Origin of the sequence: Sphingobium sp. ZW T5_29, assembly GCF_044987515.1 — a bacterium.
Lineage (GTDB): Bacteria > Pseudomonadota > Alphaproteobacteria > Sphingomonadales > Sphingomonadaceae > Sphingobium.
This window is the reverse complement of record NZ_JBJDRM010000007.1, coordinates 1-26,337: the sequence shown is the minus strand read 5'-3', so window position 1 is coordinate 26,337 and position 26,337 is coordinate 1. Positions and strand designations below refer to the sequence as shown.

Here is a 26,337-nt window from a genome sequence, read left to right as displayed (position 1 = left end):
ATAATGGCTCCCCTTCAGTGGACGAAGCGCGCCACTACATCGCGGTAGGACCGGCTGACCTTCACTTGCGCGCCGGATTCCAGCACCAGGAAGCATTCGCCGTTGGTATGCGGCTTGACCTGGCGGACCTGGCTGAGATTGACGATGGTCGAACGGTGCACGCGCTGGAAATTGCGTGGGTCGAGCCGCTTTTCCAGGTCCTTCATCGTTTCGCGCAGGATCAGCGAATTGTCGGCGGTGTAGATGCACATATAGTCGCCCGCCGCATCGATCCGTTCAATCGAGTCCACGTCCACGCGGAATATCTGGCCGCGATCCTTGATGTTGATGAGCTTTTCGAAACGATTGGCCGCCGGAGCGTCGCCGTCCGCGGCGAATTCATTCATCGCGTCCGGCGCGACTTCGGCCAGCACTTCGCGCAGCTTTTCGACTTCCTGCACCTGCCGTTTTTCGGACAGGCGCTGACGTACGCGGTCGAGCGCGTCGGCGAGGCGGCCTTCATCCACCGGCTTCATCAGATAATCGACGGCTTGCGCCTCGAACGCGCGGATGGCGTGGTCGCTATAGGCGGTGACGAAGATGAACAGTGGCGGTTCCACTTCCATCAATCCCTGCACGACGGAAAAGCCGTCGAATCCGGGCATTTGAATGTCAAGGAACACAAGGTCAGGTTTATGCGTCTTGATAGCGCGGATGGCTTCACGGCCATTCGAGCAGGTTTCTACGATTTCGACATCCTCATGCGCATCCAGACGCAGCTTGAGGCCTTGAATAGCCAGGCTTTCGTCGTCGACGAGGATTGTTCTGATGGTCATGCGGCCACTTTCGATGGTTCATCCAGATTAAGCGGCATTTCGATAACGACCGAAAAACCGCCTGGCGTGGAACGCGTTTCAAGGCTTTGTCGTTCCCCGAAAGCCTGAATCAGCCGATCGCGGATGTTCGCCAAGCCAACCCCCGTCCCTTCGCTGGCAAGACTGTTCGGCCTGGTGAACCCTTCGTTCAATCCCGGTCCACTGTCCGATACGACGATCCGTACGTTTTCACCGGCAGGCTGCGCCGTGACAGAGATTTCGGCCCCTTCCTCCTTGGGCGTGACGGCATATTTGATCGCATTTTCGACCAGCGGCTGCAGCAGCAGCGATGGCAAACGGGCCTGGGCCACCGCAGGATCGATGTTGAAGACGGGACGTAGCCGGTCCTCAAACCGCATTTTTTCGATTTCCAGATAGAGTTTGAGCGTCTCAACCTCCTGCTCGATCGTCACCTGCGCCGTTGGTTCGTTGATCAGCGTGTAGCGCAGGAAGGACGACAGGCGCGACAGCATCGCGTTCGCCCGGTCGGTCTGTTTGAGCAGGACCAGTGTCGAAATGCTGTTGAGCGTATTGAACAGAAAATGCGGATTAAGCTGGTAACGCAGCATCGCCAGCTGCGCGCTGGACGCCTGATTTTCCAGGCGCAGCAGCTGGTCGGCCTGTTCCTCCACCGTCAGGTAGAAATTGATCGCGTAATATAGCGCTGACCATGCCCCCAGCAGAGTGATGCTAAGGTAGAAAGCCCCCAGGAACAGCTGCAATCCCGCCGTGTCGCTGGTCCTGTTCTGGGTGGAAAAGACCCACGCATCGATAAAGGCAACCAGGCCCGCCGCGATCACCACGGTCACGATCGACGCGCCCCAGGTGACGATGGGCCGCTGCCTTTGCAGAAAGCGGAAAACCACCGCGATCAGCAACGTCACCGAATAGCCCGTCACGGTCGAGATGACGACCGGGATCAGGCTGGACACCGGCTGGCCATTGGCGATGGTGGAGGAACCACGCAGCAGGAACGCCCCTGCCCATCCGGCGGATTGCAGGTTCCAGAAGGCGCGGTTCTTGTCAGCGAAAAAGGGCTGAGGCTGGATGCGATGCACAGACATTGGCGTCAGCCTAGGCGATTTCGTTGCGGGGGTGAAGCCGCCCTGCAAATCGCACGGTTCAGGCCGCCGCCGGTTCTTCCGACACGGGGGTTACCTCATCCGGGCACAGCCAGACCAGGTCGCTCAATCCCAGCGGACGGCCATCATGCGCCTGTATCACGATCTTTCGGATCGGTTGCCCGTCCCGCCGGTCGGCCAGCACCTGGCAGGACAAGGGCGCACAGCCCCATTTTTCGCCCCATTGCCGCAATGCGATCATCACGGGCGCGAGTTCCTGTCCCTTTTCGGTCAGGCGATATTCCACCTTGCGGCGGTCGCACTGCATCGGCTGGCGAACCATGATGCCGTTTTCCACCAGCCGGGACAGCCGGTTGGCCAGGATGTTGCGAGCGATGCCAAGGGTCGACTGAAATTCTTCGAAATGGCGGATGCCCGACAGGGCGCCACGCAGGATGAGGAACGACCAGCGTTCGCCCATAGCCTCCAGCGCGCTGGGTAGCGCACATTGTTCCAGATCCTGCGCCAGATTGTGCTTCATTGTCCCGCCTTAGATAGCGCAAAGCCACAGCTGTTGCAAAAGCGCACCCTAATTCGACCAAAATGGGATTTTTTTGTTGCACAGCAAGGTGCTTCCCACACAATCGGGAAACGATGCTACGCCAATATGAACTTGTCGAACGAGTAAAGCGCTACGACCCGGAAGCGGACGAAGCGATGATCAACCGTGCCTATGTCTTTTCGGTCCAGAAGCACGGGTCCCAGAAACGCGCCAGCGGCGATCCCTATTTCAGCCACCCGATCGAAGTGGCGGGCATCCTGACGGATTTCAACCTGGACGATCAGACGATCGTGACGGCCCTGCTGCACGACACGATCGAAGACACGCTGGTCACTTATGACGAGATTGAAAGCGCGTTCGGCAAGGATGTCGCGCGCATGGTCGACGGCGTCACCAAGCTGTCGAAGATCGAGGCCATGTCCGAAAATGAGCGGGCGGCGGAAAATCTGCGCAAGTTCCTGCTCGCCATGTCGGACGACATCCGCGTCCTGCTGGTGAAGCTGGCCGACCGGCTGCACAATATGCGCACGCTGCACTTCATCAAGAATGAGGGCAAGCGCCGCCGCATCGCCAAGGAGACGATGGACATCTATGCCCCGCTGGCGGAGCGGATCGGCATGTATGATTTCATGCGCGAAATGCAGCTGCTGGCCTTTCGCGAGCTGGAACCCGAAGCCTATGACAGCATCACCAAGAGGCTGGAGCAGCTGAAGGAAGGCGGTCATGGCAAGGTTGACCGGATCGGCGCTGAACTACAGTTGTTGCTGGGCAGCCGTGACCTGAGCGTCACCGTTTCGGGCCGGGAAAAACATCCCTACTCCATCTGGCGGAAGATGCAGGAAAGGCACATCAGCTTTGAACAGCTGACCGATGTCATGGCGTTCCGGGTCATCACCGAAACGACCGAGGACTGCTACCGCGCGCTGGGCGTGATCCATCAGACCTACAAAATGGTGCCGGGCCGGTTCAAGGATTACATCTCGACCCCCAAGCGCAACGGCTATCAGTCGCTGCACACCACCGTCATACATCATGACAATGCCCGCATCGAAGTGCAGATCCGCAGCCGCGACATGCATCATGACGCGGAACTGGGGCTGGCGGCGCATTGGGCCTATAAGCAGAAGCGCGAGGCGGACGATGATCATCGCGCGCCCTGGCTGCGCGACCTGGTCGAAATTCTGGAACAGAGCCAGGATGCGGACGAACTGCTCGAACATACCCGCATGGCGATGTATCAGGACCGGATCTTCGCCTTCTCACCCAAGGGGGAGCTGCACCAGCTGCCCAAGGGATCGACCCCGATCGACTTTGCCTATGCCGTCCATACCACGCTGGGCAACCAGACCGTCGGCGTGAAGGTCAACGGCCGCGTGGTGCCGCTGCGCACGACGCTGGAAAATGGCGATCAGGTCGAAATACTGAAGTCCGAAGGGCAGGAACCGCAGCCCGGCTGGCTGACCTTCGCCGTCACGGGCAAGGCGCGCGCCGCCATCCGCCGCTTCATCCGCCAGAAACAGCGCGGCGAGGAAATCGCGCTGGGCGAAAAACTATATGAGGAAATGGTCGGCCGCCTGTCGCCCGAACTGGCGAACGAGCTGGGGGACAAGGCGTTGAAGGCTGCGCTCAAGCGGCTGAAGCTGGATGATCGCGCGGCGCTGATGATCGCCATCGCCACTCACCGCCTGCGCGATTATGAAGTGATGGAAGCGCTCGTCCCCGGATCGACCAGTGCGGAAGGCATGGAGGAAGCGCATCCGCGCCAGCATGCGCCGGTATCGATCCGCGGCCTGACGCCAGGCATCGCCTATAATCTGGGGGATTGCTGCCATCCCGTTCCGGGCGACCGCATCGTCGGCGTGCGCCGCACCGGCGAACCGATCGAAGTGCATACGATCGACTGCCGTTCGCTGGAAACCGGCCAGGACGACGACTGGATCGACCTGTCCTGGGACAGCAAGTCCAAGGGCGGCACCGCGCGCCTGTCCGTCATCGTCAAGAACCAGCCGGGCGCGCTGGCCGCCGTCACCAATGTATTCGGCGCGACCAAGGCGAACATCCTCAACCTGCAACTGGTCAACCGCGACGGGCCATTCCATACCGACGTGATCGACCTGGAAGTGAACGACGCGCAACATCTGAACCGGATTTTGTCCGCGTTGCGCGCACTGGACACGGTGGTGCAGGCCGACCGGGTTTAGAAGGACGTGAGCATGAGACCCCCCGTCCCATTGCCGTCACTCCGGGCCTGACCCGGGGTCCCGCTTCTACAATCCCGCACACATGGAACGCGCAACCAAAGGCGGCTGGGTCTACATCATGAGCAACCGCTATCGCGGCACACTCTATGTCGGCGTAACCTCCGATCTCGCGTCCCGCATCCACCAGCATCGCACCGGCACAGGCTCGGATTTCTGCGCCCGCTACCAACTGTCACGTTTAGTCTGGGCTGAACAGGGCGAGGACATCGCAACCTGCATAGAACAGGAAAAACGCCTCAAACGCTGGCGCCGCGAATGGAAGTTCGACCTGATCGAGCGCGGAAACCCCGAATGGCGGGACATGTTCGACCTGCTGACCTGCTGGCCTGAAAGGCAGCGGGACCCCGGCTCAAGGCCGGGGTGACGAAGGTGGAACGATTGCAACGGGTCTAACGACTGGGCAGAGATGACGGGTGGAGGACGTTTGCGCTGGATGAAACGTGCTCCTGCGAAGGCAGGAGCCCAGCCCCTCCCTTAGTGGATCGTCGCGACGTCTGAACTAGGCTCCTGCCTTCGCAGGAGCACGGCGTGCCTAACGTCCGCCGTTGGCCGTCAGCCGACATTTCCTCCCGTCATCCCGGCCTTGAGCCGGGATCCCGCTTCCTTGCGTTCATCAGAGAGTTGAGCGGGACCCCGGATCAAGTCCGGGGCGACGTATCTTTGGTCGCAACCAACGCTCTTCCAAGCCTGTAACTTCCCCGCCACAGTTTGCGCGAAATATGTCCTACAAGGCCCATTTCCCCTGTCCTACACCCCTGCTCCCCACCTATGCCGCCGCGGTCTTTGAAATGTAGAACTGTTTCCCAACAGGCCTACGCGCGCCTCCGTACGCGCGCGCATATGGTGTGAACTTCGGCGGAAATCCGCGCATTTCCGGCCTTTGTGACGCCCCGTCCTGAAAATCCGCGTGACAAGCCTCCTACAAATCTGTAGGCGCCCCCCCAGCAGGCCCCGTCAGCAATGGTGGTGGCCTTCCGTCCGAGACAGTCGGTGAAGGGAATCTGCCCTTCTTAATTTCCGGCCTAGACGGGGAAAAGTTCTTTACCGGCAGGGCCTTATGTCCTGTCCGGGTCTGCCCTGTTCTCAACGGAGGATGCGGGCCAGTCGATCTCTCCCCTTCGGACATTTGCCCCGCGATTCGTCGCGGGTTTTTGCCGTTCGTTCGGGTTTTCCGGGCGGACATGAAGTGGAGAATGGCATGGATCGTAATCAGAAGGCTGAGGTCGTTTCCGCGCTGAACGCACATCTGGCAGATGTTGGCGTGGTCGTCGTGACCCGCAACCTCGGCATGACCGTCGCACAGTCGACCGTCCTGCGTCAGAAAATGCGCGAAGCCGGTGGCACCTACAAGGTTACGAAGAACCGCCTCGCCAAGATCGCCTTTGAAGGCACCAGCTATACCAGCCTCAGCGACCTGCTGACTGGTCCGGTTGGCCTCGCCTCCTCTGCCGATCCGGTCGCAGCCGCCAAGGTTGCGGTCGAATTCGCCAAGACCAACGACAAGCTTGAGATCGTTGGCGGCGCAATGGGCGAAGTGCTGCTGAACGCGGAGGGCGTCAAGGCGCTCGCCTCGATGCCGTCGCTGGATGAACTGCGTGCGAAGATCGTTGGGCTGCTCGTTGCACCCGCGACCAAGCTTGCAACCGTCACCCAGGCACCGGCTGCGCAGCTCGCGCGGGTCTTCAACGCCTATGCGGAGAAGGACGCGGCCTAAGGGTCACGACCTTTTTCAACAGACAGGTTTTCAACTCGTATCTCTGGGGCGCATGCCCCACCCAGAAGGGAATATTGTAACATGGCAGACATCAACGCACTGGTCGATCAGCTTTCGGCCCTCACCGTCCTCGAAGCCGCTGAGCTGTCGAAGGCTCTGGAAGAAAAGTGGGGCGTTTCGGCCGCCGCTGCAGTCGCCGTCGCTGGCCCCGCCGCTGGCGCCCCGGCTGCTGCCGCTGCTGAAGAGCAGACCGAATTCGACGTGATCCTGACCGGCGACGGTGGCAAGAAGATCAACGTCATCAAGGAAGTCCGCGCCATCACCGGCCTGGGCCTGACCGAAGCCAAGGCTCTGGTCGAAGGCGCTCCGAAGGCTGTCAAGGAAGGCGCCAGCAAGGACGAAGCCGAAAAGCTCAAGAAGCAGCTGGAAGAAGCCGGCGCGACCGTCGAGCTCAAGTAATCGGTGCGCCCCGCTTCATGCGGGGCACGCTATCCGGCCAGGCCGGGGAAATCGGGCGGCGTCTTCAGGGCGTCGCCTTTTTTCTTGGCCGATTACCGGCCCAATCCGCATCACCGTCGGAATACAGCACCAACAACGGCGATACGGTCGACGTCCCGATAGGCGTCATTGGCAAGCTCATCCCCAAACACATCCGGGTCCAATTCCCGGTAGGATAGTGCGCAGCCTTTGGCCTCAGCCAGGTCGACCAGCGCGTTCCCCAGGATATCGACCCCATCCACGATCGCGGTGCCGGTGTAGAGGATAAGCCGCCCGCCACTGGCCAGCCGGTCGAGCGCCTGTCGCGCCATGTCCAGAGCAACCGCTCCACCATGCAGCGCTCCGCCATCCCGGTAGGCCCGCTTTTCCGGGTCGATAATATAGGGCGGGTTCGCGAATATCAGGTCAATCGGGTCGCCGATGTCCGCCAGCCCGTCACCCTCCACAAACTGCGCGGGCACAGCTGCCGCATCGGCGTTGACGCGCGCGAGCCGCAGCGCACTGGGATTGATATCCGTCATGAACAGCCGCGCGGTCGGACTGATCTTGTGCGCCACAATCGCACCCACGCCCGCCCCCGTCCCCATGTCAACGATGCGCGCATCGGCTTTTGGCGGAGTTGCCCGTAGCTCCGCGGTTATCAGATTGGCGAACCGATAGCTGTCCGGCCCGAAGAAAACGGCATCCTGATCGTCGGTAGGAAAGGCCGAATGGACAAATAATTCGCCCTTTAATGAAGACACGCGAAACGCGGAGCGCCGCAAACCCGCGCCCGCATCGCGCAATGCCCCCGCTGTTTCCAGCAGGTCCATCACCTCCCGATCCAGCAATCCATCGCGAAAAGGCAGGCTCCAGCCGAGCGCATCCTCAAGCTTTCGCGCTTCTGTGCGATCCGGGCGACCGATGACAAGCCGGTGAGTGGCCGGTGTTGGCGTCACGAAATGATAGCCGCGCGCCCGCAAGATATGGAGCAACGCACCAAGCGCCAGGTCAGCCGGGTCCATATCCGTGGGGTCAGCGAAAATACATGCCTGCATGCCCCGGATGACGGACTGACCGTCAAAAGGTTCCGTCACCGCAACGGCTGGGCCAGGGTCAGAGCGGGTCGGCATCCAGATAGAGGTAGCCTGGATCGAACTCCGCCAGCGTCTCAAGCCCCTTCAGGTCCAGGATCGTCGCTTCGCCGCGATGATAGTCGAGCAGTTTCTGGTCACGTAACAGCCGGAGCGTCCGGTTGACGTGCACGGCGGTCATGCCCAGCGCATCGGCCAGCTGGGCCTGGTTCATGCCCAGGCTGAACCGCTCACCGTCCATTTCGATCATCGCCAGCCGATAGTGCAACTCGCAGAACAGCGCCGCCAGCCGACCCGCGGCGGATCGCTGGCCAAGGGACAATTCCCATTCGCGGTTCATGCTGGCGTCCAGATTGGTGCTGAACCAATAGAGGCGGCCCAGCCGGGGCTGCTGTTCCACAAGGATGCGGATGCTTTCATGCGGCACGCGGGAAAGCGTACAATCCGTCAGCGTCATGATATTATGTTCAAGGCGCTTGAGCGTGAAAGCATGGAGGTCCGCGAAGTCACCTGCCACATGGATCTGAGTGATCTGCCGCTTGCCGTCCGGCATGTCCTTGTACCGGCACAGCAGCCCGTCGAGCAAAAGGGTGCTAGCTTCCAGCCGTTCGCCTTCTCGCACGATCACGCTGTTCCGGGGAACGTGGCGGGGCGCAGGCACCAGGTCGCGGATCGCCTGTTCCTCGTCCATGGACAGGCTGTGCCGGGCCTTGATCCTGATGAGATGGCGTTCGATCATCAGAATCTCCAAATATCAGTCGCAGACAAACAGCCTGGCTTAACCAGACTTGTGCGGCGCAAACGTCATGGCTGATGTCGATGTCGGCCAATCCCCCGATCATGCCCTGCAAGCTGTTTGCGCTCAAGGCGAATCGAATGGCTGGGTTGGCAAGGCAGATGGCGCCAGGGCGCGCCTCATAAACAAGGGAGCACGTCGCATACCGACGCGCTCCCCTTCCATGGTCCCAGATTTTTCAGCGTTGGGCGATCAGGACAGGACGATCCTTCACCGCCTGCGCCATTATTTCGGTGCGATGTTGCGAGCGAAGGGCGCTCAGCATTTTTTCCCTGTCTGTGACGTCATTGGCGACGATGATCCACGCTTCGAATTTCCGATTGGGTCCTATTTCTCGCGGCAACGGGAAAAGCGATCCCATCGCCTTGATCGCACGGGTGGAGATGCGGTCGATGCTGCGAGAGGATGAAGGTCCGGCCAATTCTATATTCTGGGGCCTGCCTTCCTGGTCCAGGCGGAACTGGACACGGCTGTAGCCGGTGGAACCCGCGTCACGATAAAGCGAACTGGCGTTTTGAATATTTCGGGACAGCCGGTGCGCCGCCCGGTCCGTCCATTGGTCATAGGTTTGCGCACTCTGGTCCGACGCCACGACGGTCAACTGGTCCGGCGCCCGCCGGGCGTCCACCGGGCCAGGCATGACCAACAAGGCGCACAGGCCCACCATCACAGGTTTGGCATACATGTCAGCCTCCTCTGAATATCTGTCGATTTGATTGGGGCTGCTGCGGCAGCGTCGGACCGCCGAGAGCAGGCGGGCTGTATAGGCCGTTGCGGCGCAGTCGGATAATTATTTTACCCCAGGAAAGTCATCGACATAGAGGAAATATCAAGAAGAGACAGAGCGCGGCAATAATCGAACGAAAGGCGTAGGCAGCTACCAACCCTTTGGCTGCGTTCCATTTTTCCTGGACGCTACGGAATGCGACTCAATTCAGATCCAAGCCGGGTTAGCCCGGTTCCCCCACGCTGATTGCCTGTCCGATGGCTTCAGCCACCTTGATCCCATCAATGGCCGCGGACAGGATGCCGCCTGCATAGCCCGCCCCCTCCCCCGCCGGATACAGGCCCGTGACGTTGATGCTCTGAAAGTCGCCGCCACGCGTGATGCGGATGGGCGATGATGTGCGGGTTTCCACCCCGGTCATGACGGCGTCGGGATGGTCATAATTGGCGATTTGCCGTCCGAAGACGGGCAGCGCCTCGCGGAATGCGTCGATCACGAAGCCGGGAAGGCAGTGCGACAGGTCAGTCATGGTGACGCCGGGCTTGTAGGACGGCGTGACCTGCCCCAATTCCGTCGATGGCCGCCCTGCCAGAAAGTCGCCGACCTTTTGCCCCGGCGCCCAATAGGATGATCCGCCTGCCTGATAGGCCATGCTTTCCCAATGGCGCTGCAGGTCGATGCCGGCCAGCGGGCCGCCGGGAAAGTCGCGTTCTGGATCAATGCCCACGACCAGTCCCGAATTCGCGTTGAATTCAGCGCGGCTATGTTGGCTCATGCCGTTGGTGACGACCCGCCCTTCCTCCGACGTGGCGGCAACGACGCGGCCGCCGGGACACATGCAAAAGCTGTAGACGGTGCGGCCATTGTCGCAATGATGCGCCAGGCTGTAGGCGGCTGCGCCCAGCACGGGATGTCCAGCGCACTGGCCGAAGCGCGCCCGGTCAATCCAGCTTTGCGGATGTTCGATGCGCACGCCGATGGAAAAGGGCTTAGGTTCGATATGCACACCGCGCCGGTGCAGCATTTCGAAAGTGGGCCGCGCGCTGTGGCCGACCGCCAGTACGACTTGATCCGCTTCGATGAAGCTGCCGTCCGACAGGTGCAGCCCGCGCAGCCGCTGTGTGTCCTGATCCTGGCGTTCCAGTTCCAGTTCATCGACCTTGTGCTGCCAACGATATTCCCCGCCCAGCGCCTCAATCTGGCGGCGCATGCTTTCGACCATGGTGACCAGCCGGAAAGTGCCGATATGCGGATGCGCTTCGGTCAATATGTCCGATGGCGCGCCAGCCGCGACGAATTCCTGGAGCACCTTGCGCCCCAGGAAACGAGGGTCCTTGACCCGGCAATAAAGTTTTCCGTCGGAAAAGGTGCCCGCGCCGCCTTCGCCGAACTGCACATTGCTGTCCGGGTTAAGCTCTGCGCGTCGCCATAGGCCCCAGGTATCCTTTGTGCGCTCCCGCACCGCCTTGCCGCGATCCAGGATGATGGGGCGGAAACCCATCTGGGCCAGGATCAACGCGGCGAAAAGGCCGCATGGACCCGCGCCGATGACGACGGGCCGTTTGCCGTTCCAGCCTTCGGGCGCACGAGCCACGAACCGATAGTCGGTGTCGGGTCGCGGACGGACGTCATGATCCTTGGCAAAACGGTCCAGCACCGCCTGTTCGTCCGCCAGTTCGACGTCGACCGTATAGACGAGCTGGATCGCATTTTTGCGCCGCGCATCATTGCCCCGGCGCACGACCGCGTGGCTGATCAGGTCGGCAGAGGCGATGCCCAGGCGCGCGCAGATGGCGGCGGGCATCGCATCGGCAGGGTGATCCAGGGGCAGTCGGAGGCCGGACAAACGCAACATGACCCCGCCCCTAGACCCATTTCCCGGCCCGCTCCAGCCCCCTAAGAGGATGAGGCGGGCGCGCCTTTAGAAGCGAGCGCGCAACCCGCCATAAATGGCGCGCCGTTCGACAGGGTTGAAGGCCGCCTGCCCGGTGTAGAGGACGACCGCCGAGATATCGCCCACCGCGCGCTCCTTCGTCAGGTTGCGGGCGTCGAGGAAGACGGTGACGCCGCTCTTCAGCTGCGCCTGGGCAGTGACGTTCAGCATCGCATAGCCGTCCACCCGCTTGCTATTGGCATAGTCAACCCATGCACCCTGCGGCGCCCACTCGACCGCTGGCGAGACGCTCAGCCGGTCGGTCCCCAGTCGCAGTTCGGCGCGATAGAAATGGCGGGGTACGACGGGCAGGCGATTATTGCCATAGTTGGGGTCGTCGCGGAAACGGAAGTCGCTATATTGATAGGCCTGCCGCAGCATCGCCCATGGAGCGATCGCCAGGTCCAGCCCTGCTTCGATCCCCTGATGACGCGTGCGCCCGGCGTTGAAGGTCGATGCCGGGATGACGCCTGCCTGCACATTATATTGCAGCAGCTCGCCGCGTATGTCGGCGCGATACAGGCTGACGTCCCAGCGCGCGATGCCCCAGCTTCCGCGCGTGCCGATTTCGAACGTCCATGCTTTTTGCGCATCAAGCGGGGTGAAGCCGGGGAGCGGAATGCCGTTCGCATCAACTGCCACCTGGCCAAGCTCAATAAAGCCGGGCAGTTCCACCGACCGGCTGTAATTGGCATAGAATTGCATGGTTTGCGACGGTTCGAACAGCAATCCAAACTTGGGCGCGAAACTGTCGAATTTCGCTTCACCGCTGCGCGAGGATAGCAGGCGATTATCGAGTTCGCGTTCGCCATGGGTGTATATCCCACCGGCAATCAGCCACAGCCCCGACAGCGGCGCGATCCGTGCCTCGCCATAGCTGTTGATCGTTTGCGCGCGCGCTTTTTGACTTGAGGTGAGGGCACCGGGTTGACCGTTCAGATTGACGAACTGGCGGAAATCGCCCCGGCCAAAGCGCGCCTGGCCGCCCAGCGTCAATTCTGCGGGAAGGCCCGCCAGTTCGCCCGTCAGGTCAAGGCTGGCGAATATGCCGCGATCTTCCGACTTCTGATCAACCACCTGATAGATGGGATGGTCGAGCGCCTTGCTGTTATAATAGACGCCGAAAGCCAGCTGCCCGCTGTCCAATGCCACGGTGGTGCGGTTTTGCAGGCGGATAGAGTCGATGTCGCGCGCCTGATCGCCGACGAAGTTGCCTTTGCCGGGGTCGTTCAGCACGTCGGCTTCGGTGAGCGCGCCTGACAGCTTTTGCCGGATCGTCTGCGCGCTGGCGTAGAAGCGCGTTTCCACCCGGTCGCTCAGCTTCAGCCCGACATTGCCGTTGAAGCGCAGCGCGCGGCGGCGGCCATGGTCGCGATCGCCATCGGATCGGTCGGCAGTGATAGCCGCCCATGCGTCGCCTCGCTCGTCCGCATAGCCATAGGCCGCTTTTGCCCGCAACGTGTCGAAGGAACCGCCATCGACCCGCATTTCCAAGCCCGGCGCGCTTCGTCCGGTCGGCGTCACGGCGTTGATCGCACCGCCCAAAGTGGAGCCGCCGAGCCGAAGGGCATTGCCGCCGCGATAAACCTCCAGATGCTGGAAGACCTGCGGGTCAAGTTCCTGAAAATCGCCATTGTCATCGGCCATGTTGATCGGGATGCCATCTTGCAACAGAGTCAAGCCGCGCATGTGGAATCCGCGCGACAGGCCGGAGCCGCGAATGGAAATGCGTACTTCCTGTCCGAAGCGCGGCTGGGTGTAGACGCCCGGCGAAAAGGCGAATGCGTCACGCAAAGAGACGGCGACCCTATCCTGAAACTCGCTGGCCGAAACAACGTCCGCACCACCGGCGGTGCGGGTCACGCGAGCTTCGGCTTCTTCCACCGCGCGGGTGGCGGTGACGATGATCCGGCCCTGATCGGGCGCTTCGTCGGCCAGCGCGGGAACGGCAAGAGTGGAAATGGCGAGGGCGCACAGCGAAACGCTGCGCGAAGCAAGGACGATGGACATGGAAAGACAACCTTCATGAAAAATAGCATCGACGCCGCATGAGACGAACGGCGCACAAGGGATTTTCAGAAGGCTACAGGCGGGCCTGACGATGGCGGGGGTGGCGCGGCGAGCCGGGCGACAAGGCCGGTTTTGAGCGCGAAGGCAATCGGCCCGAAGGCCAGTTGCCAGGCAGGAAGGGCGATGTCAGCCGCCGTAATCGACGGAACGAGCGGCTGGACCGAGGCCGCAAAAGGGCAATGTTGCTGGACTGGAGCGCCATCATCCCCGGAATGATCCTTGCCGGGTGCCTGGCCGCGATCGACCACGACATTGACAGCACCCTGCCCGGTACACAGCGTGACAACAACGCCCCGATCCGTCCGCACCGGCATGAAGCCGGATGGCGCGATCAACTGAATGGCGAGGACAAGCAGCGCCAGCGCAGCCAAAAGACCCCGCGCAGCTTCGGATTGTCTGATCGCCCCCGTCATGCCGCCGCCACTAGCGTCCGCGGCGCCGGTTGTCATCATTATAACCGTGAGGCCCCGCGCCACTCACCTTGACGTAAACGTAAAGTCAACCTAGATTGCCCGCCATGGACCAGCGCAGCAGCATTGCCGGCATTGAATTGCCGGATCACCGCGAACGACAACATTATACGATCACCGACCTGTCGGAGGAATTTGGCGTCACGGCCCGTGCCCTGCGTTTCTACGAGGATGAAGGACTGATCGCACCGGAACGGCAGGGGCTGGCCCGCATATATTCGCGGCGCGACCGGGCGCGACTGGCCTGGATCCTGCGCGGGAAGCGTGTCGGTTTTGGCCTGGCTGAAATCAGAGAGATGATCGACCTTTACGACGCGGACGAAGAGCATGAAGAGCAACGTCGCGTTACAGTGGCGAAGTGCAAGGCGCGCATCGAACTGCTGACCCGGCAAAAGGACGATATCGATGCGGCGATCGCCGAACTTTCAGGATTTGTGAGCGCGCTCGACAAATAACGACGTCATCAGAACGATAAAATTCCCGGAGAAGATCATGCCCAGCTACACCGCCCCTGTCCGCGAGACCCGTTTCGTGCTCGACCATGTTCTGGGTCTGGACCGCTATTCCAATCTACCGGGGTTTGAAAACGCCACCCCCGATCTGGTCGACGCGATCCTGACTGAAGGCGGCAAGCTGGCGGCGGAGGTCCTGTTTCCCCTGAACGCCGTAGGGGACAAGGAAGGCTGCACCCGCAATCCCGACGGCAGCGTCACTACGCCGACCGGGTTCAAGCAGGCGTTCGACACTTATGTGGCAGGTGGCTGGACCACATTGCAGGCGCCGGTCGAATATGGCGGACAAGCCTTGCCCAATGTCGTGGGCGCGGCAGTGGGCGAATATATCCTGTCGGCCAACCATTCCTTTGAAATGTATCACGGCCTGACCAACGGCGCAGTAGAGGCCCTGCTGGTCAAGGGCAGCGCCGAACAGAAGCAGAAATATGTGCCCAACATGGTGTCAGGCAAATGGACCGGCACCATGAACCTGACAGAACCGCATGCGGGCACGGACCTGGGCCTGATCAAGACCAAGGCGGTTCCCAATGGGGATGGCAGCTATGCCATCACCGGGACCAAGATTTTCATTTCGGCTGGCGAACATGACCTTGCCGAAAACATCATCCATCTGGTTCTGGCAAAAACCCCTGACGCACCGGAAGGCAGCAAGGGTATTTCGCTGTTCGTCGTTCCCAAGATATTGGTGCAGGACGACGGATCGCTGGGGCAGCGCAACGCGGTTTCCTGCGGGTCGCTGGAACATAAGATGGGCATTCACGGCAATGCGACGTGCGTCATGAACTATGACGGTGCGACCGGTTGGCTGGTGGGTGAAGAGAATAAGGGCCTGGCCGCCATGTTCATCATGATGAACGCAGCGCGCATGTGGGTGGGGATGCAGGGGCTGGGCCAAGCGGAGATCGCTTTCCAGAATGCCGTCCATTATGCACGCGAACGACGGCAGGGCCGCGCGCTGACAGGGGCGAAGGACAGCGACGAAAAGGCCGATACGCTGTTCGTCCATCCCGACGTGCGCCGCATGCTGATGGAAGCCAAGGCGCTGACCGAAGGATTACGCGCCCTGATGCTGTGGGGCGGGCTTCAGGTGGACCTGGCCCATCATGCAGCCACTGAAGAAGAGCGGCAGGCAGCGGATGATCTGGTCGGCCTGCTTACGCCGGTGATCAAGGGCTATGGCACGGACAAGGGTTTTGACGTCGCGGTCATGTGCCAGCAGGTGTTCGGCGGGCACGGCTACATCTGGGAAAATGGCGTCGAACAATATGTCCGCGACGCACGCATCGCCCAGATTTACGAAGGCACCAATGGCATACAGGCGATGGACCTGGTCGGTCGGAAATTGCCCCAGAACGGCGGTCGCGCGCTACAGGCATTCCTGAAGCTGGTGGCGGACGAGGTTGCCGAGGCAAAGGACGATGAGAAGCTCAGCGCTTTGGCGCAGGCCTTGGAGAAGGCGAGCGGCCAGCTACAGGCCGCGACCATGTGGTTGATGCAGAATGCGATGCAGAACCCGGAAAATGCCGGCGCGGGCGCGGTGCCCTATATGCACCTGATGGGCATCGTCGCGACCGGCCTCATGTGGCTGCGCATGGCGAAGGCCGCGGCGGCCATGCTGGAGACAGGTGAAGGCGAAGCCGCCTATCTGGAAGCCAAGCTGGTGACCGCGCGCTACTTCGCCGAACGCATCATGCCCGACGCCGGGGCACTGCGCCGCAAGATCGAAGGCGGTGCGGAAAGCCTGATGGCGATCGACCCGGACATGTTCCTGGCGGGTTGAGGGGGTCTCTGAAGCTAGCCGCTGCGACACATGGGTTGCGGTGGCGGCTTTTGCTGGACAGGGGCGCGCGACATTAGGCGATGACAGCGAGAATGGACAATTCGGCTGTTAGAGAGCGACCTGAGCGGCATGATATTTTCAGACATCATCCCATAATTGCCTGAGACCCCAGCCTTCGCTGGGGTGACGATGAGGGCGAGTGTCGACATTCAAGTAGCTTTTGGGTGGGGTCTGCAAATGGTCGCGCGCGTTAAGTGGACTATGCCGTCTGGGAACTGCCCTGAAATAAGGACTATCGTGCTCCTGCGCAGGCAGGAGCCCAACTCCACCGTATGAACTGTGCTCCTGCCTGCGCAGGAGCACGTCATCCTCTATGGCCGCTTCCGTTCGTAGGGGCCACGGCATCCCCTCTGACTATCCGGGTCGTCAGGCAAATTCTGATGCCTTAGTCGCCCCAGATTTCCTTGAGCTTGCTGAAGAAGCCCGTCGATTGCGGGCATTCATCGCCCGTTTCCGTGGCGCGAAATTCTTCGAGCAGTTCGCGTTGGCGCGCGGTGAGGCGGGTCGGGGTTTCGACATCGACCTGGACGACAAGGTCGCCCTGCCCCCGACCATTCAGCACCGGCATGCCCGCGCCGCGCTGGCGGATTTGCTTGCCTGACTGGATACCGCTGGGAATCTTGATCTCATGTCGCTGGCCGTCGAGGCCGGGCACTTCGATGCTGCCACCCAGCGCAGCCGTGGTGATGCTGACGGGGCAGCGGCAGAACAGCGTCGTGCCGTCGCGTTCGAAGATCGAATGCCGTTTCACATGGAGGAAGATGTACAGGTCGCCTGATGGCGCGCCCCGCGCACCGGCCTCGCCTTCGCCGGACAGCCGGATGCGGGTCCCGTCATCGACGCCCGCGGGGATGTTGACCGACAGCGTCTTGGGCCGGTCGACGCGTCCTTCGCCCCGGCAGCTGCGGCAGGGGCTTTCAATGATCTGGCCCGCGCCATTGCAGCCCGGACAGGTCCGTTCGACGACGAAGAAACCTTGCTGCGCCCGCACCTGGCCATGGCCATGGCAGGTGGTGCAGGGCTTGACCCCGGTGCCTGACTGCGCGCCAGAACCCTCGCAGCTGTCGCAGGGTGCAGAAACCTCTATCTCTATCTCGGTCTTTTTGCCGTGATAGGCTTCGTTGAGGCTGATCTCCATGTCATAGCGCAGGTCGGCGCCGCGACGCTGGGACTGACGCCCGCCACCGCCAAAGCCGTTCTGGCCGAAGATCGTTTCGAAAATATCGCCGAGGTCCGAAAAGCCGCCAGCGCCGCGTCCATTGAAGCCGCCGCCACCGCCGCCATTCTGGGCATTGGTATAGGCCGCATGACCATAGCGGTCATAGGCGGCGCGTTTTTGCGGGTCCTTGAGGCACTCATAGGCTTCGGACACGGCCTTGAACCTGGCCTCGCCATCGCTGCATCCCCCGGTCTTGTCCGGGTGATATTTCATCGCCAGCTTGCGATAAGCGCTTTTTATCACGCCCGCGTCCGCCGTCCGCTCGACCTCGAGCAGTTGGTAATAGTCCAATTCGCTACTCATCTTGCCCCCGGCGCGCGCACGTCCCACGACCTGTTTTCCAAATCCCCTGTCGCAAGCGACAGGGGATCGACCCTGACCGAACGGCGGTAGCAGCTACCATAACCGTTCGGTCCAGGCGAAGTCGAGAAGCGCTTCATCGAGCCTTACGCCTTGTTGTCGTCCACTTCCGAAAATTCGGCATCGACCACATCATCATCGGCCTTGGGCGCGTCGACATCCGGGGAAGCTCCCTGAGCCTGCTCCTTTTCATAGATGGCCTGGCCAAGCTTCATAGCGACCTGGGCGAGTTCCTGCGCCTTGGTCTTCATCGCTTCGACATCACCGCCTTCGACAGCGGACTTGGTCGCAGCGATGGCTGTTTCGATTTCCGATTTCAGCGCGGCATCGACCTTGTCGCCATGTTCTTCCAGCTGCTTTTCCGTGGTGTGGACCAGGCTTTCGGCGTTGTTCTTCGCCTCGGCCCCTTCGCGACGCTTCTTGTCCTCTTCGGCGAAGCGTTCTGCGTCCTTGACCATCTGGTCAATGTCGGCATCGGACAAGCCGCCCGACGCCTGAATGCGGATCTGCTGTTCCTTGCCAGTGCCCTTGTCCTTGGCATGGACATTGACGAGGCCATTGGCGTCGATGTCGAAGGTGACTTCGATCTGGGGCACGCCACGCGGTGCGGGCGGAATGCCAACCAGGTCGAACTGACCCAGCAGCTTGTTATCCGCAGCCATTTCACGTTCGCCCTGGAACACGCGGATGGTCACCGCCTGCTGATTGTCGTCGGCGGTCGAATAGACCTGGGACTTCTTGGCAGGGATAGTGGTGTTGCGATCGATCATGCGGGTGAACACGCCGCCCAGCGTTTCGATGCCGAGCGACAGCGGGGTCACGTCGAGCAGCAGCACGTCCTTGACGTCGCCCTGCAACACGCCCGCCTGGATCGCCGCGCCCATGGCGACGACTTCGTCCGGGTTGACGCCCGTGTGCGGCTCCATGCCGAAAAAGTCCTTCACGGCCTCACGCACCTTGGGCATGCGGGTCATGCCGCCGACGAGGACGACTTCGCTGATCTCGCTTGCGGCAATACCCGCGTCGGCCAGCGCCTTCTTGCAAGGCTCCATGGTCCGCTTGATGAGGTCCATCACCAACCGTTCCAGATCGGATCGGGTGATGTTCTTGACCAGATGCTTCGGGCCATTCTGGTCAGCGGTGATGAAGGGCAGGTTGACTTCGGTCGTCTGTGCCGATGACAGTTCGATCTTGGCCTTTTCGGCTGCTTCCTTCAGGCGCTGCAGAGCCAGCTTGTCCTTGGTGAGGTCGATGCCCTCATCCTTCTTGAAGCTTTCGGCCAGATATTCCACCAGCTTGGCGTCGAAATCCTCGCCGCCCAGGAAGGTGTCGCCGTTGGTCGACTTCACTTCGAACACGCCGTCGCCGATCTCAAGGATCGAAATGTCGAAGGTGCCGCCACCAAGGTCATAGACCGCGATCGTCTTGCCGTCCTGCTTGTCGAGGCCGTAGGCGAGCGCCGCAGCCGTCGGCTCATTGATGATGCGCAGCACTTCAAGGCCCGCGATCTGCCCGGCGTCCTTGGTCGCCTGACGCTGGGCGTCGTTGAAGTAGGCAGGAACGGTGATAACCGCCTGGGTGACCGTTTCGCCCAGATAGCTCTCGGCGGTTTCCTTCATCTTCTGCAGGGTGAAGGCGGAAATCTGCGAAGGCGAATAATCCTTGCCGCCCGCCTGGACCCATGCGTCGCCATTGGCGCCCTTGACGATGTGATAGGGGACAAGTTCCATGTCCTTCTTCGTCGTCGGATCATCGAATCGACGCCCGATCAGGCGCTTCACCGCGAAAATGGTGTTGTCCGGGTTGGTGACGGCCTGGCGCTTTGCAGGCTGGCCGATCAGGCGCTCGCCATCCTTGGTGAAGGCGACGATAGACGGCGTAGTCCGCGCGCCTTCCGCATTTTCGATCACCTTGGGCTTGCCGCCGTCCATCACAGCCACGCAGCTGTTGGTGGTGCCAAGGTCAATGCCGATTACTTTTCCCATCTTGTCCTCTTAAACCCCAATTTCATTCAGCGGTTGACGGCCCCATACCTCACGAAAGCGCCAAGGCAAGGCCATTTGCGGATGGGATATAGGCGCGATCTTTCTTGGCACAAGAAGCCGTGGCGATTACCGTAACAATCGACCGGAAACGAGACAGTCACGAAAGCGACAGGCGATGCGCGCATTTTTATCCATCCTTCCCCTTGCTGCTCCTATTTTGCTGACCGCGTGCGGCGACCCCGCCCCGACTTATATCGATCAGGCCTGGGTCCGGCTAAGCCCCAACAAGGACCGGCCATCTGCAGGCTATTTCGTCGCGCATGGGGGTGACGCAGGCACGCAGCTGCGCGGGGTCATGACGGATTATGCCCTCAAGGTAGAGATGCATGAAAGCATCAGCGAGGGCGGCGTCATGAAGATGAAGCCGATCGATTCGGTCGACATTCCAGCCAAGGGCAAGGTCAGCTTTGCGCCCGGTGGCAAGCACCTCATGATCTGGGGCATCAACGACACCGCGATCAGCCGGGGCAAGATGACCTTCACGTTCCTGCTAGCGAATGGCGACCGGCTGCTGGTCGACGCCGCCATCCAGAAGCCCGGCGCTGCAGAACCTGCAATGGCCGCTGGCGAGGGGCATGAATAGAATTGAGCAGCCGCGGCCTCACCCCTGCCGAAGCCGCCCTTGCCCGGTCGGTCTTTGGAAGGGCGATCGACTATGACAGGGTGCGGGTGCACAACCGCAAATGGTGGCCGCTCCAGCCGCGCGGCGTGACCATGGCGCCCGATGGGGACCTGTGGTTCCATCCGGGCGGTGGACTGTTCTGCCCCGACTTCTGTGATACGCCGCTCAATCTTCAGGGGCATTTCATTCATGAAATGACGCATGTCTGGCAGGCGCAGAGGGGCGGCAAATGGTATCTGCCATTGATGCGCCATCCTTTCTGCCGATATGGTTATGACATCGTGCCGGGTCGCCCGTTCCACCGCTACGGACTGGAGCAGCAGGCGGAAATCGTGCGGCACCTCTTCCTGCTGAAACAGGGCGCGCGCGTCGAAGGCAAGCCGCCGCTCGCCATATATGAAGCGTTGCTGCCCTTCACCGCCGCCTGAGGGCGTCCCAGATAAGCTCGGTTTCCAGCCTTTATCCATGCTACATCTTCATTCATGCGCATTCTGACCGCCCTGTTGCCGCTGGCCGCATTTATGGCGACGCCAGTTTTTGCCGGGCAGGCCGATCGCGCCGGGCACTATTATCTGCGCGGGGTGATGGAGACGGGATCGGAACTGATGCTCCATGCCGACGGGCGATTTCAATGGTATCTCGTCTACGGCGCGCTTGACCTGTTTGCCGAGGGTGACTGGAGGGAGGCAGACGGCGCTGTCATCCTGACCGCGCGCAAGAGCAAGGACGTGCCGCAGCCGGGTTTCGAAACGCTTGTGCTGACCGTCAAGGATCGCGCGCTGATCCCGCCCGACGCGCGTGGCGCTTATACGAGGCCATCGGACGAGAGCGACTGAGCCCGGTCGCCCGCCCCTAGCGTACCGCCGGTTCCAGCAGCTGGATGCTGCCGATATCAGCGTCAATCTCTGCACGGATGCCGACCGGCAGGCTGAACTGGCTGGCGATATGACCGAAGGCCGCACCCTGGAAAGCTGGTATGCCCAGCGGTTCAAAATGCTGCTGAAGCACTTCCGATACGGTGAAGCCGCCATAGGACGATTCGCTGGCGGCGCAGTTGTTGCACTGGCCAAATACCACCCCGGCGACCTTGCCCAGCAATCCGGCGAGCGACAACTGAGTCAGCATCCGGTCGATCCGATAGGGCGCTTCCCCCACATCCTCCAGGAACAGGATGGCGCCATCGAAATCAGGAAGCCAGGATGTTCCGACCAGCGCCGCCAGTACGGTCAGGTTGCCGCCCAGCAAGCGCCCTGTCGCCTTGCCCCCGCGAAATGTGCGGATGCGACCGTTGCGTTGAACCAGGCGGTCTTCCTGTCCGGCGGGGTTGACCAGGGTCGGCGTCGCGCCGTCAAAGGCGATCGCGCGGAAGGCTTCCCAGGCAAATCGCGGCCAGCTGCTGGCGGCATTAGGACCATGGATCGTGGGAAATCCCGCACGGGCGGCGAACGCCAGATGCAGTGCGGTTATATCGCTAAAACCGATCAGCAGCTTTGGATTGGCGCGGATCGTCGCGAAATCGAGAAGAGGCAGGATACGCGCACAACCCCACCCGCCCCGCACTGCGAAGACGGCGCGCACGTCGGGATCGGCGAACATCGCATTGACGTCCGCGGCGCGGTCCGCATCCGTCCCCGCCAGATAGCCCCGGCGTTCGGCCAGATGCTTGCCCAGTTTGGGTTTGAGGCCCATTGCAACGATGGTTTCCTTGACCAGATCCAGGTCGAACAGATCGTCGGTAAAGCCCGCAGGCTCGATCAGGCCCACCGTGTCGCCGGGACGCAAGCGCGGCGGTTTTCCCACTGCTGCGGGCGCCGGAGCCTTCGCAGCGGCCAGAGCGCCACACATCGCCGCCAGCATCATGCGCCGGTCCAAACCAGTCGCCCCGGTCAAAATGGTCGCCCATCCTTGTGGCTGTAACGTCCCCCCGACCACCGAAGGTCGATGTCGGGATAATGCGCATCGCCTATCGGCACGCGGCCGAATGCCAGAAATGCACAGTCAGATCCGCTTTCATTCACCAGATGATGCCCATCTGGATGCCCTTTTGGAAAGGCGGCCATGTCCCCGGCCTGCATCACCTCTCGGCCTTCTTCCTCGATCAGCACCGCTTCGCCGCTCAGCATGACGACAAATTCATCCTCATCTTCATGCCAGTGGCGTTGCGATGAAGCAGCCCCCGGTTTCAGGACGACGTGGCTGACACCGAAATCGGCGAGTCCCGCGGCCAGACCAAGCCGACGCACCCAGCGGTCAGCGACCGCTGCGGCGAACGGCGCTGGATAGCCGGTGCGATTGGTCTGCTCAATGGCTGCAAGATCGATCTTGGGCATGATCTTTCCCTTCCGCTGGCAAAGGCGCTAGCCTTTCGCTAACGCAGCGCCATGATCATGACCAGCACCAATGCCGATGTAGTGGACATAGCGAGCAAGCTGATAGCCTGCCCTTCGGTTACCCCGGCGCGGGGCGAGGTGTTCGCCGTGCTGGAATCGCTGCTCTTGCCGTTGGGCTTTACCGTGGACCGTTTCGTGACGGGCGAAGCGCCCGATGGGCCGGTGGAAAATCTGATCGCCTGGCGCACGACCGGCGCGGGGCCGCATTTCGCCTTTGCAGGGCATCTGGACGTTGTGCCGCCGGGCAATGGATGGACCAGCGACCCTTTCACGCCCGACATTCGCGGTGACTTGCTGCATGGCCGGGGGGCGGTGGACATGAAGGGGGCGATCGCAGCCTTCGTCGCCGCGCTCGCCGATATTCCCGGCGACTTGCCCGGCACGATCAGCCTGATCATCACTGGCGATGAGGAAGGGCCTGCGGTTTATGGCACGCTCGCCTTGATGGAACGCATGGCGGCCCATGGCCTGCGGCCCGACCTTTGCCTGGTGGGCGAGCCCACATCATCGCAGCGGTTAGGGGACGTCATCAAGATCGGTCGGCGCGGGTCGGTCAACATGTGGATCAAGGTCGACGGCGTTCAGGGCCATGTCGCCTATCCGCATCTGGCCGACAATCCCATTCCCCGGCTGGTCCGTTTATTGTCGGCAATCGAAGCCGAAGTGCTGGACCAAGGCACGGACTGGTTTCAGCCGAGCAACATCGAAATCACGGATATTGAGGTGGGCAACACCGCGACCAATGTGATTCCCGCCGCGGCGCATGCGCGCATTTCCATTCGTTTCAACGACCAGCACAGCGGCGCGAGCCTGATCGACCGGATCACGGCGATCGCTGCCGCCGAAAAGGGCGTCGTGACGGCAAAGATCAGCGGCGAACCATTTCTGACAAAACCAGGTGCGCTTTCGGGCCTGGTCGCGGACGCAATCCGCGATGTGACGGGCGTTGAAGCGGAGCTTTCGACCAGTGGGGGCACGTCGGACGCACGCTTCCTTTCGCGGCTGTGCCCAGTGGTGGAATTCGGCCTCAACAATGCGACGATGCACAAGCTGGACGAAGCCGTCGGCATCGATGACCTGAAAGACCTGACCCGTATCTATGCGCTAGTCGTGCGCCGCGCCTTGGGCGGCTGAGGCGAGAATTCAGAGGGGGGTTCAGACCGCCTGACGCTGCGACCGCCTGTCAGGCGCAAAGCGGGCGAGATAATCCTCCTCCCCTGTGGGGCGAGCGACATGATAGCCCTGGAACAGGGTGCAGCCGATGACGCGCAGCATTTCCATCTGGGCTTCGGTTTCGACGCCTTCCACCACGACCTCCAGGCCCAATCCCTGGATCAGGCCCACGACCGCGCTGCAGATGGTCCGCGCTTCGGCGGAAATCACGATATCGCGCACCAGGCTGCGGTCGATCTTGACCCGATCGACCGGCAGTTCCTTTAGCCGGGACAGGTTGGAATAGCCCGTGCCGAAATCGTCGATGGCGATCCGCACACCGTCCTGCCGCAGCGCGTTGAGTTGCTCCAGCACGCGGGCGTCCATCTCCATCGCCAGCGATTCGCTGATTTCCAGTTCCAGCATGTGCGCGGGCGCGCGGTGCGTGGCCATGGCATGCCGCAGGCGGAGGAAAAAGTCGCCCTGCGACAGTTCGCGTGACGAGATGTTGACGGCGATGCGCTGGCCTACTTCAGCCTGCGACCAGCGGGCGGCGGTTTCGCATACGCGGCTCATCACCCAGTCGCCGAGCGCCACGATCGCCCCGCTTTCTTCCGCCACCGGCACGAAAAATCCGGGCATGACTAGATCGCGTTCGGGGTGCGCCCAACGAATCAGGGCTTCGGCAGTGACGATGCGACCGCTGCCAATTTCGATCTGCGGCTGGAACTCCAGCAGAAATTCGTCGCGTTGCAGGGCCAGCAGCATGTCCCGCTCCAGCTCCGCACGATCGGCCGCTTCCAGCGCCAGTTCGGCCGTGAACATTTCGGCCCGCCCGCGTCCCTCACGCTTTGCATGATACATGGCGATGTCGGCTGACCGCAGCAGCGCCGACAATGTGTCGCCATGATCCGGGTAGCAGGCGATGCCGATCGACGCGCCCAGGTCCACATGCTGGCTGCCCAGGTCGAACCGCTCGCGGAGCGCGAACTGGACCGCGCGGGCGATTCGCGTTGCGCCGCCATGGCCCGGTATGTGGGGGAAGAACATGGTGAATTCGTCGCCCGCCAGCCGCCCAAGGACCGGATCGCGGATCCCCGCGCTGACCTGCGCCATCACCACTTCGCGCAGCCGTCCCGCGACGCGGGCAAGCAACTGATCGCCCGCCGCGTGGCCCAGCGTGTCGTTGACGGCCTTGAACCCGTCCAGGTCGATGAAGAACAGCGCGCCGCGCGCATCTTCGCCGCTGTCGGCCAACAGGCGCTCTACCTGACGGCAAAAGCTGGCGCGGTTGGCAAGGCCGGTCACCTGGTCGAACAGCGCCAGGGTCTGAACATGGTCCAGATTGGTGCGCACCTGGCTGAACAGGCTTTCCATGGCAACGGCGAGGTCAGGCAGTTCGGCGCTGATGTCATGGGGCACGGGCGAATGCAGATCACCATGTGCGGCGGCGATCAGCCGTTCAGACGCGCTGTCGATGGCGGCGGCAGTGGTCGCGACGTTCCGGCGCGCTGCCGCCCAGCTCATCGTCCCGCACAGGATCGCGACAATCAACAAGCGACCGATGCCCATGACATCTGTCGCCTGCTGCTGTCCGAGCACGAGCGAAAGGATAAACACCAGCGCCCCCGCGGCGCAGGCGAAAGCGGTGGCGCGGCTTTTTAATGTCACGCCTTGCATGCGCCTCCTGCCAACCCATGACGCCCGGTAGGCCGCCGATGGTGCCGATATGAAGGACGCTGGTTAAAAAATGGTCAGTGGCAGATGGATAGCCGCTATTTTTTCCGGCGCAGTATGACGTAGATAGCCCCTTCGCCGCCATGGCGGGGATGGGCAAGCCTTACGCTGGCGATCCTGTCGGCGTAGCTGCTGGTTTCGAGCCAATGGCCAATTTCTCCGCGGATAGCGCCACGACGCGTATCGCCGCCGGCGCCGCCGGATCTGGGCGGCTTTCCCGTTACAACCAGAATGACCCGATCATCCCGCGCCAAAGCCATGGCGATTGCCTGGTTCAACCGGGCATGTGCCGCCGACAGGGTATGACCGTGAAGATCGATCGTCATGTCGGGCGCGAGGGTGCCGCCACGAATCCGCCGCTCCCAGTTCGCGTCGAGCACCTTGGCGGGACTGCGCGGCGGATCGGGGCGCGAGGGCGCGGGCGGCTGGGCCTTCAGG

The 26,337-nt window shown here is 61.8% G+C and carries 25 protein-coding genes; 10 read left to right on the top strand and 15 right to left on the bottom strand.

The annotated features are described in order from the left end of the window. Window positions 1–14: 14 nt before the first annotated feature. Genes ACI3KQ_RS07435 through ACI3KQ_RS07425 form a run of 3 tightly spaced genes read right to left on the bottom strand, consistent with a single transcriptional unit; the run spans window position 15 to window position 2,456 of the window. Window positions 15–815: a LytR/AlgR family response regulator transcription factor gene (locus tag ACI3KQ_RS07435; protein WP_404956239.1), complete on the bottom strand. Its 801-nt coding sequence runs from the start codon at window positions 813–815 to the stop codon at window positions 15–17. Continuing rightward, window positions 812–1,918: a sensor histidine kinase gene (locus tag ACI3KQ_RS07430; RefSeq protein WP_404956237.1), complete on the bottom strand. Its 1,107-nt coding sequence runs from the start codon at window positions 1,916–1,918 to the stop codon at window positions 812–814. The genes ACI3KQ_RS07435 and ACI3KQ_RS07430 overlap by 4 nt, the downstream gene beginning before the upstream one ends. Before the next feature lie 58 nt (window positions 1,919–1,976). After that, window positions 1,977–2,456: a winged helix-turn-helix transcriptional regulator gene (locus ACI3KQ_RS07425; RefSeq protein ID WP_404956235.1), complete on the bottom strand. Its 480-nt coding sequence runs from the start codon at window positions 2,454–2,456 to the stop codon at window positions 1,977–1,979. Between the two features lie 113 nt (window positions 2,457–2,569). Between ACI3KQ_RS07425 and ACI3KQ_RS07420 the strand changes: the two genes are divergently transcribed. From ACI3KQ_RS07420 to rplL, 4 genes are all read left to right on the top strand, one after another. Then, complete coding sequence (locus ACI3KQ_RS07420) at window positions 2,570–4,678, top strand: RelA/SpoT family protein (RefSeq protein WP_404956233.1); 2,109 nt, start codon at window positions 2,570–2,572, stop codon at window positions 4,676–4,678. 82 nt (window positions 4,679–4,760) lie between these two features. Further along, complete coding sequence (locus ACI3KQ_RS07415) at window positions 4,761–5,102, top strand: GIY-YIG nuclease family protein (protein WP_404956231.1); 342 nt, start codon at window positions 4,761–4,763, stop codon at window positions 5,100–5,102. A gap of 834 nt (window positions 5,103–5,936) precedes the next feature. Beyond that, on the top strand, window positions 5,937–6,452 hold the full coding sequence (gene rplJ / locus ACI3KQ_RS07410; RefSeq protein ID WP_167304430.1) for a 50S ribosomal protein L10: 516 nt from the start codon (window positions 5,937–5,939) through the stop codon (window positions 6,450–6,452). Between the two features lie 81 nt (window positions 6,453–6,533). Continuing rightward, complete coding sequence (rplL, locus tag ACI3KQ_RS07405) at window positions 6,534–6,911, top strand: 50S ribosomal protein L7/L12 (RefSeq protein WP_167303969.1); 378 nt, start codon at window positions 6,534–6,536, stop codon at window positions 6,909–6,911. Between the two features lie 110 nt (window positions 6,912–7,021). Here the strand turns inward: rplL and ACI3KQ_RS07400 are convergent, their stop codons facing one another. The 6 genes from ACI3KQ_RS07400 to ACI3KQ_RS07375 all read right to left on the bottom strand — a co-directional run bounded on the left by ACI3KQ_RS07400 (window position 7,022) and on the right by ACI3KQ_RS07375 (window position 13,962). Continuing rightward, window positions 7,022–8,026: a methyltransferase gene (locus ACI3KQ_RS07400; protein ID WP_404956229.1), complete on the bottom strand. Its 1,005-nt coding sequence runs from the start codon at window positions 8,024–8,026 to the stop codon at window positions 7,022–7,024. 19 nt (window positions 8,027–8,045) lie between these two features. Next, window positions 8,046–8,762, bottom strand: a complete 717-nt coding sequence (locus tag ACI3KQ_RS07395) for a Crp/Fnr family transcriptional regulator (RefSeq protein WP_404956227.1) — start codon at window positions 8,760–8,762, stop codon at window positions 8,046–8,048. 235 nt (window positions 8,763–8,997) lie between these two features. After that, window positions 8,998–9,504: an energy transducer TonB gene (locus ACI3KQ_RS07390; RefSeq protein ID WP_404956225.1), complete on the bottom strand. Its 507-nt coding sequence runs from the start codon at window positions 9,502–9,504 to the stop codon at window positions 8,998–9,000. A 265-nt stretch (window positions 9,505–9,769) separates the two neighbouring features. After that, window positions 9,770–11,401: an FAD-dependent protein gene (locus ACI3KQ_RS07385; protein ID WP_404956224.1), complete on the bottom strand. Its 1,632-nt coding sequence runs from the start codon at window positions 11,399–11,401 to the stop codon at window positions 9,770–9,772. 66 nt (window positions 11,402–11,467) lie between these two features. Next, the gene (locus tag ACI3KQ_RS07380; protein WP_404956222.1) at window positions 11,468–13,489 is read right to left on the bottom strand and encodes a TonB-dependent receptor family protein; all 2,022 of its coding nucleotides are present in this window, start codon (window positions 13,487–13,489) and stop codon (window positions 11,468–11,470) included. A gap of 65 nt (window positions 13,490–13,554) precedes the next feature. Next, window positions 13,555–13,962: a DUF2946 family protein gene (locus ACI3KQ_RS07375; RefSeq protein ID WP_404956220.1), complete on the bottom strand. Its 408-nt coding sequence runs from the start codon at window positions 13,960–13,962 to the stop codon at window positions 13,555–13,557. Window positions 13,963–14,066: 104 nt separating this feature from the next. On the opposite strand from ACI3KQ_RS07375, the gene ACI3KQ_RS07370 reads away from it, so the two are divergent. Continuing rightward, window positions 14,067–14,474 (top strand): MerR family DNA-binding transcriptional regulator, encoded by a 408-nt coding sequence (locus ACI3KQ_RS07370; protein WP_404956219.1) that lies wholly within the window; start codon window positions 14,067–14,069, stop codon window positions 14,472–14,474. 37 nt (window positions 14,475–14,511) lie between these two features. After that, window positions 14,512–16,314 (top strand): acyl-CoA dehydrogenase C-terminal domain-containing protein, encoded by a 1,803-nt coding sequence (locus tag ACI3KQ_RS07365; RefSeq protein ID WP_404956217.1) that lies wholly within the window; start codon window positions 14,512–14,514, stop codon window positions 16,312–16,314. A 445-nt stretch (window positions 16,315–16,759) separates the two neighbouring features. Here ACI3KQ_RS07365 and dnaJ read toward each other — a convergent pair whose 3' ends face one another. Then, on the bottom strand, window positions 16,760–17,896 hold the full coding sequence (gene dnaJ / locus ACI3KQ_RS07360; protein WP_404956215.1) for a molecular chaperone DnaJ: 1,137 nt from the start codon (window positions 17,894–17,896) through the stop codon (window positions 16,760–16,762). Between the two features lie 143 nt (window positions 17,897–18,039). Then, complete coding sequence (gene dnaK / locus ACI3KQ_RS07355; RefSeq protein ID WP_404956213.1) at window positions 18,040–19,938, bottom strand: molecular chaperone DnaK; 1,899 nt, start codon at window positions 19,936–19,938, stop codon at window positions 18,040–18,042. A 175-nt stretch (window positions 19,939–20,113) separates the two neighbouring features. Here dnaK and ACI3KQ_RS07350 point away from each other — a divergent pair, with 175 nt between their 5' ends. The 3 genes from ACI3KQ_RS07350 to ACI3KQ_RS07340 all read left to right on the top strand — a co-directional run bounded on the left by ACI3KQ_RS07350 (window position 20,114) and on the right by ACI3KQ_RS07340 (window position 21,456). Next, window positions 20,114–20,581, top strand: coding sequence for a copper chaperone PCu(A)C (locus tag ACI3KQ_RS07350; RefSeq protein ID WP_404956211.1), 468 nt, complete (start codon window positions 20,114–20,116; stop codon window positions 20,579–20,581). 2 nt (window positions 20,582–20,583) lie between these two features. Then, a complete protein-coding gene (locus tag ACI3KQ_RS07345) occupies window positions 20,584–21,048 on the top strand; it encodes a vgr related protein (RefSeq protein WP_404956209.1) in 465 nt (154 codons plus the stop codon). 93 nt (window positions 21,049–21,141) lie between these two features. Further along, entirely contained in the window at window positions 21,142–21,456 is a 315-nt protein-coding gene (locus ACI3KQ_RS07340) for a hypothetical protein (protein WP_404956207.1), read from the top strand. 16 nt (window positions 21,457–21,472) lie between these two features. On the opposite strand, the gene ACI3KQ_RS07335 is transcribed toward ACI3KQ_RS07340, so the two are convergent. Both ACI3KQ_RS07335 and ACI3KQ_RS07330 read right to left on the bottom strand, forming a co-directional pair. Further along, on the bottom strand, window positions 21,473–22,480 hold the full coding sequence (locus ACI3KQ_RS07335) for an LD-carboxypeptidase (protein ID WP_404956529.1): 1,008 nt from the start codon (window positions 22,478–22,480) through the stop codon (window positions 21,473–21,475). 26 nt (window positions 22,481–22,506) lie between these two features. Next, a complete protein-coding gene (locus tag ACI3KQ_RS07330; RefSeq protein ID WP_404956205.1) occupies window positions 22,507–22,950 on the bottom strand; it encodes a cupin domain-containing protein in 444 nt (147 codons plus the stop codon). 51 nt (window positions 22,951–23,001) lie between these two features. Between ACI3KQ_RS07330 and dapE the strand changes: the two genes are divergently transcribed. Continuing rightward, window positions 23,002–24,144 (top strand): succinyl-diaminopimelate desuccinylase, encoded by a 1,143-nt coding sequence (gene dapE, locus ACI3KQ_RS07325; RefSeq protein WP_404956203.1) that lies wholly within the window; start codon window positions 23,002–23,004, stop codon window positions 24,142–24,144. A 21-nt stretch (window positions 24,145–24,165) separates the two neighbouring features. On the opposite strand, the gene ACI3KQ_RS07320 is transcribed toward dapE, so the two are convergent. Together ACI3KQ_RS07320 and ACI3KQ_RS07315 are read right to left on the bottom strand one after the other, a co-directional pair. Then, window positions 24,166–25,842, bottom strand: coding sequence for a putative bifunctional diguanylate cyclase/phosphodiesterase (locus tag ACI3KQ_RS07320; protein ID WP_404956201.1), 1,677 nt, complete (start codon window positions 25,840–25,842; stop codon window positions 24,166–24,168). Window positions 25,843–25,937: 95 nt separating this feature from the next. Next, on the bottom strand, window positions 25,938–26,336 hold the full coding sequence (locus ACI3KQ_RS07315) for a Smr/MutS family protein (protein ID WP_404956200.1): 399 nt from the start codon (window positions 26,334–26,336) through the stop codon (window positions 25,938–25,940). Window position 26,337 lies beyond the last annotated feature (1 nt).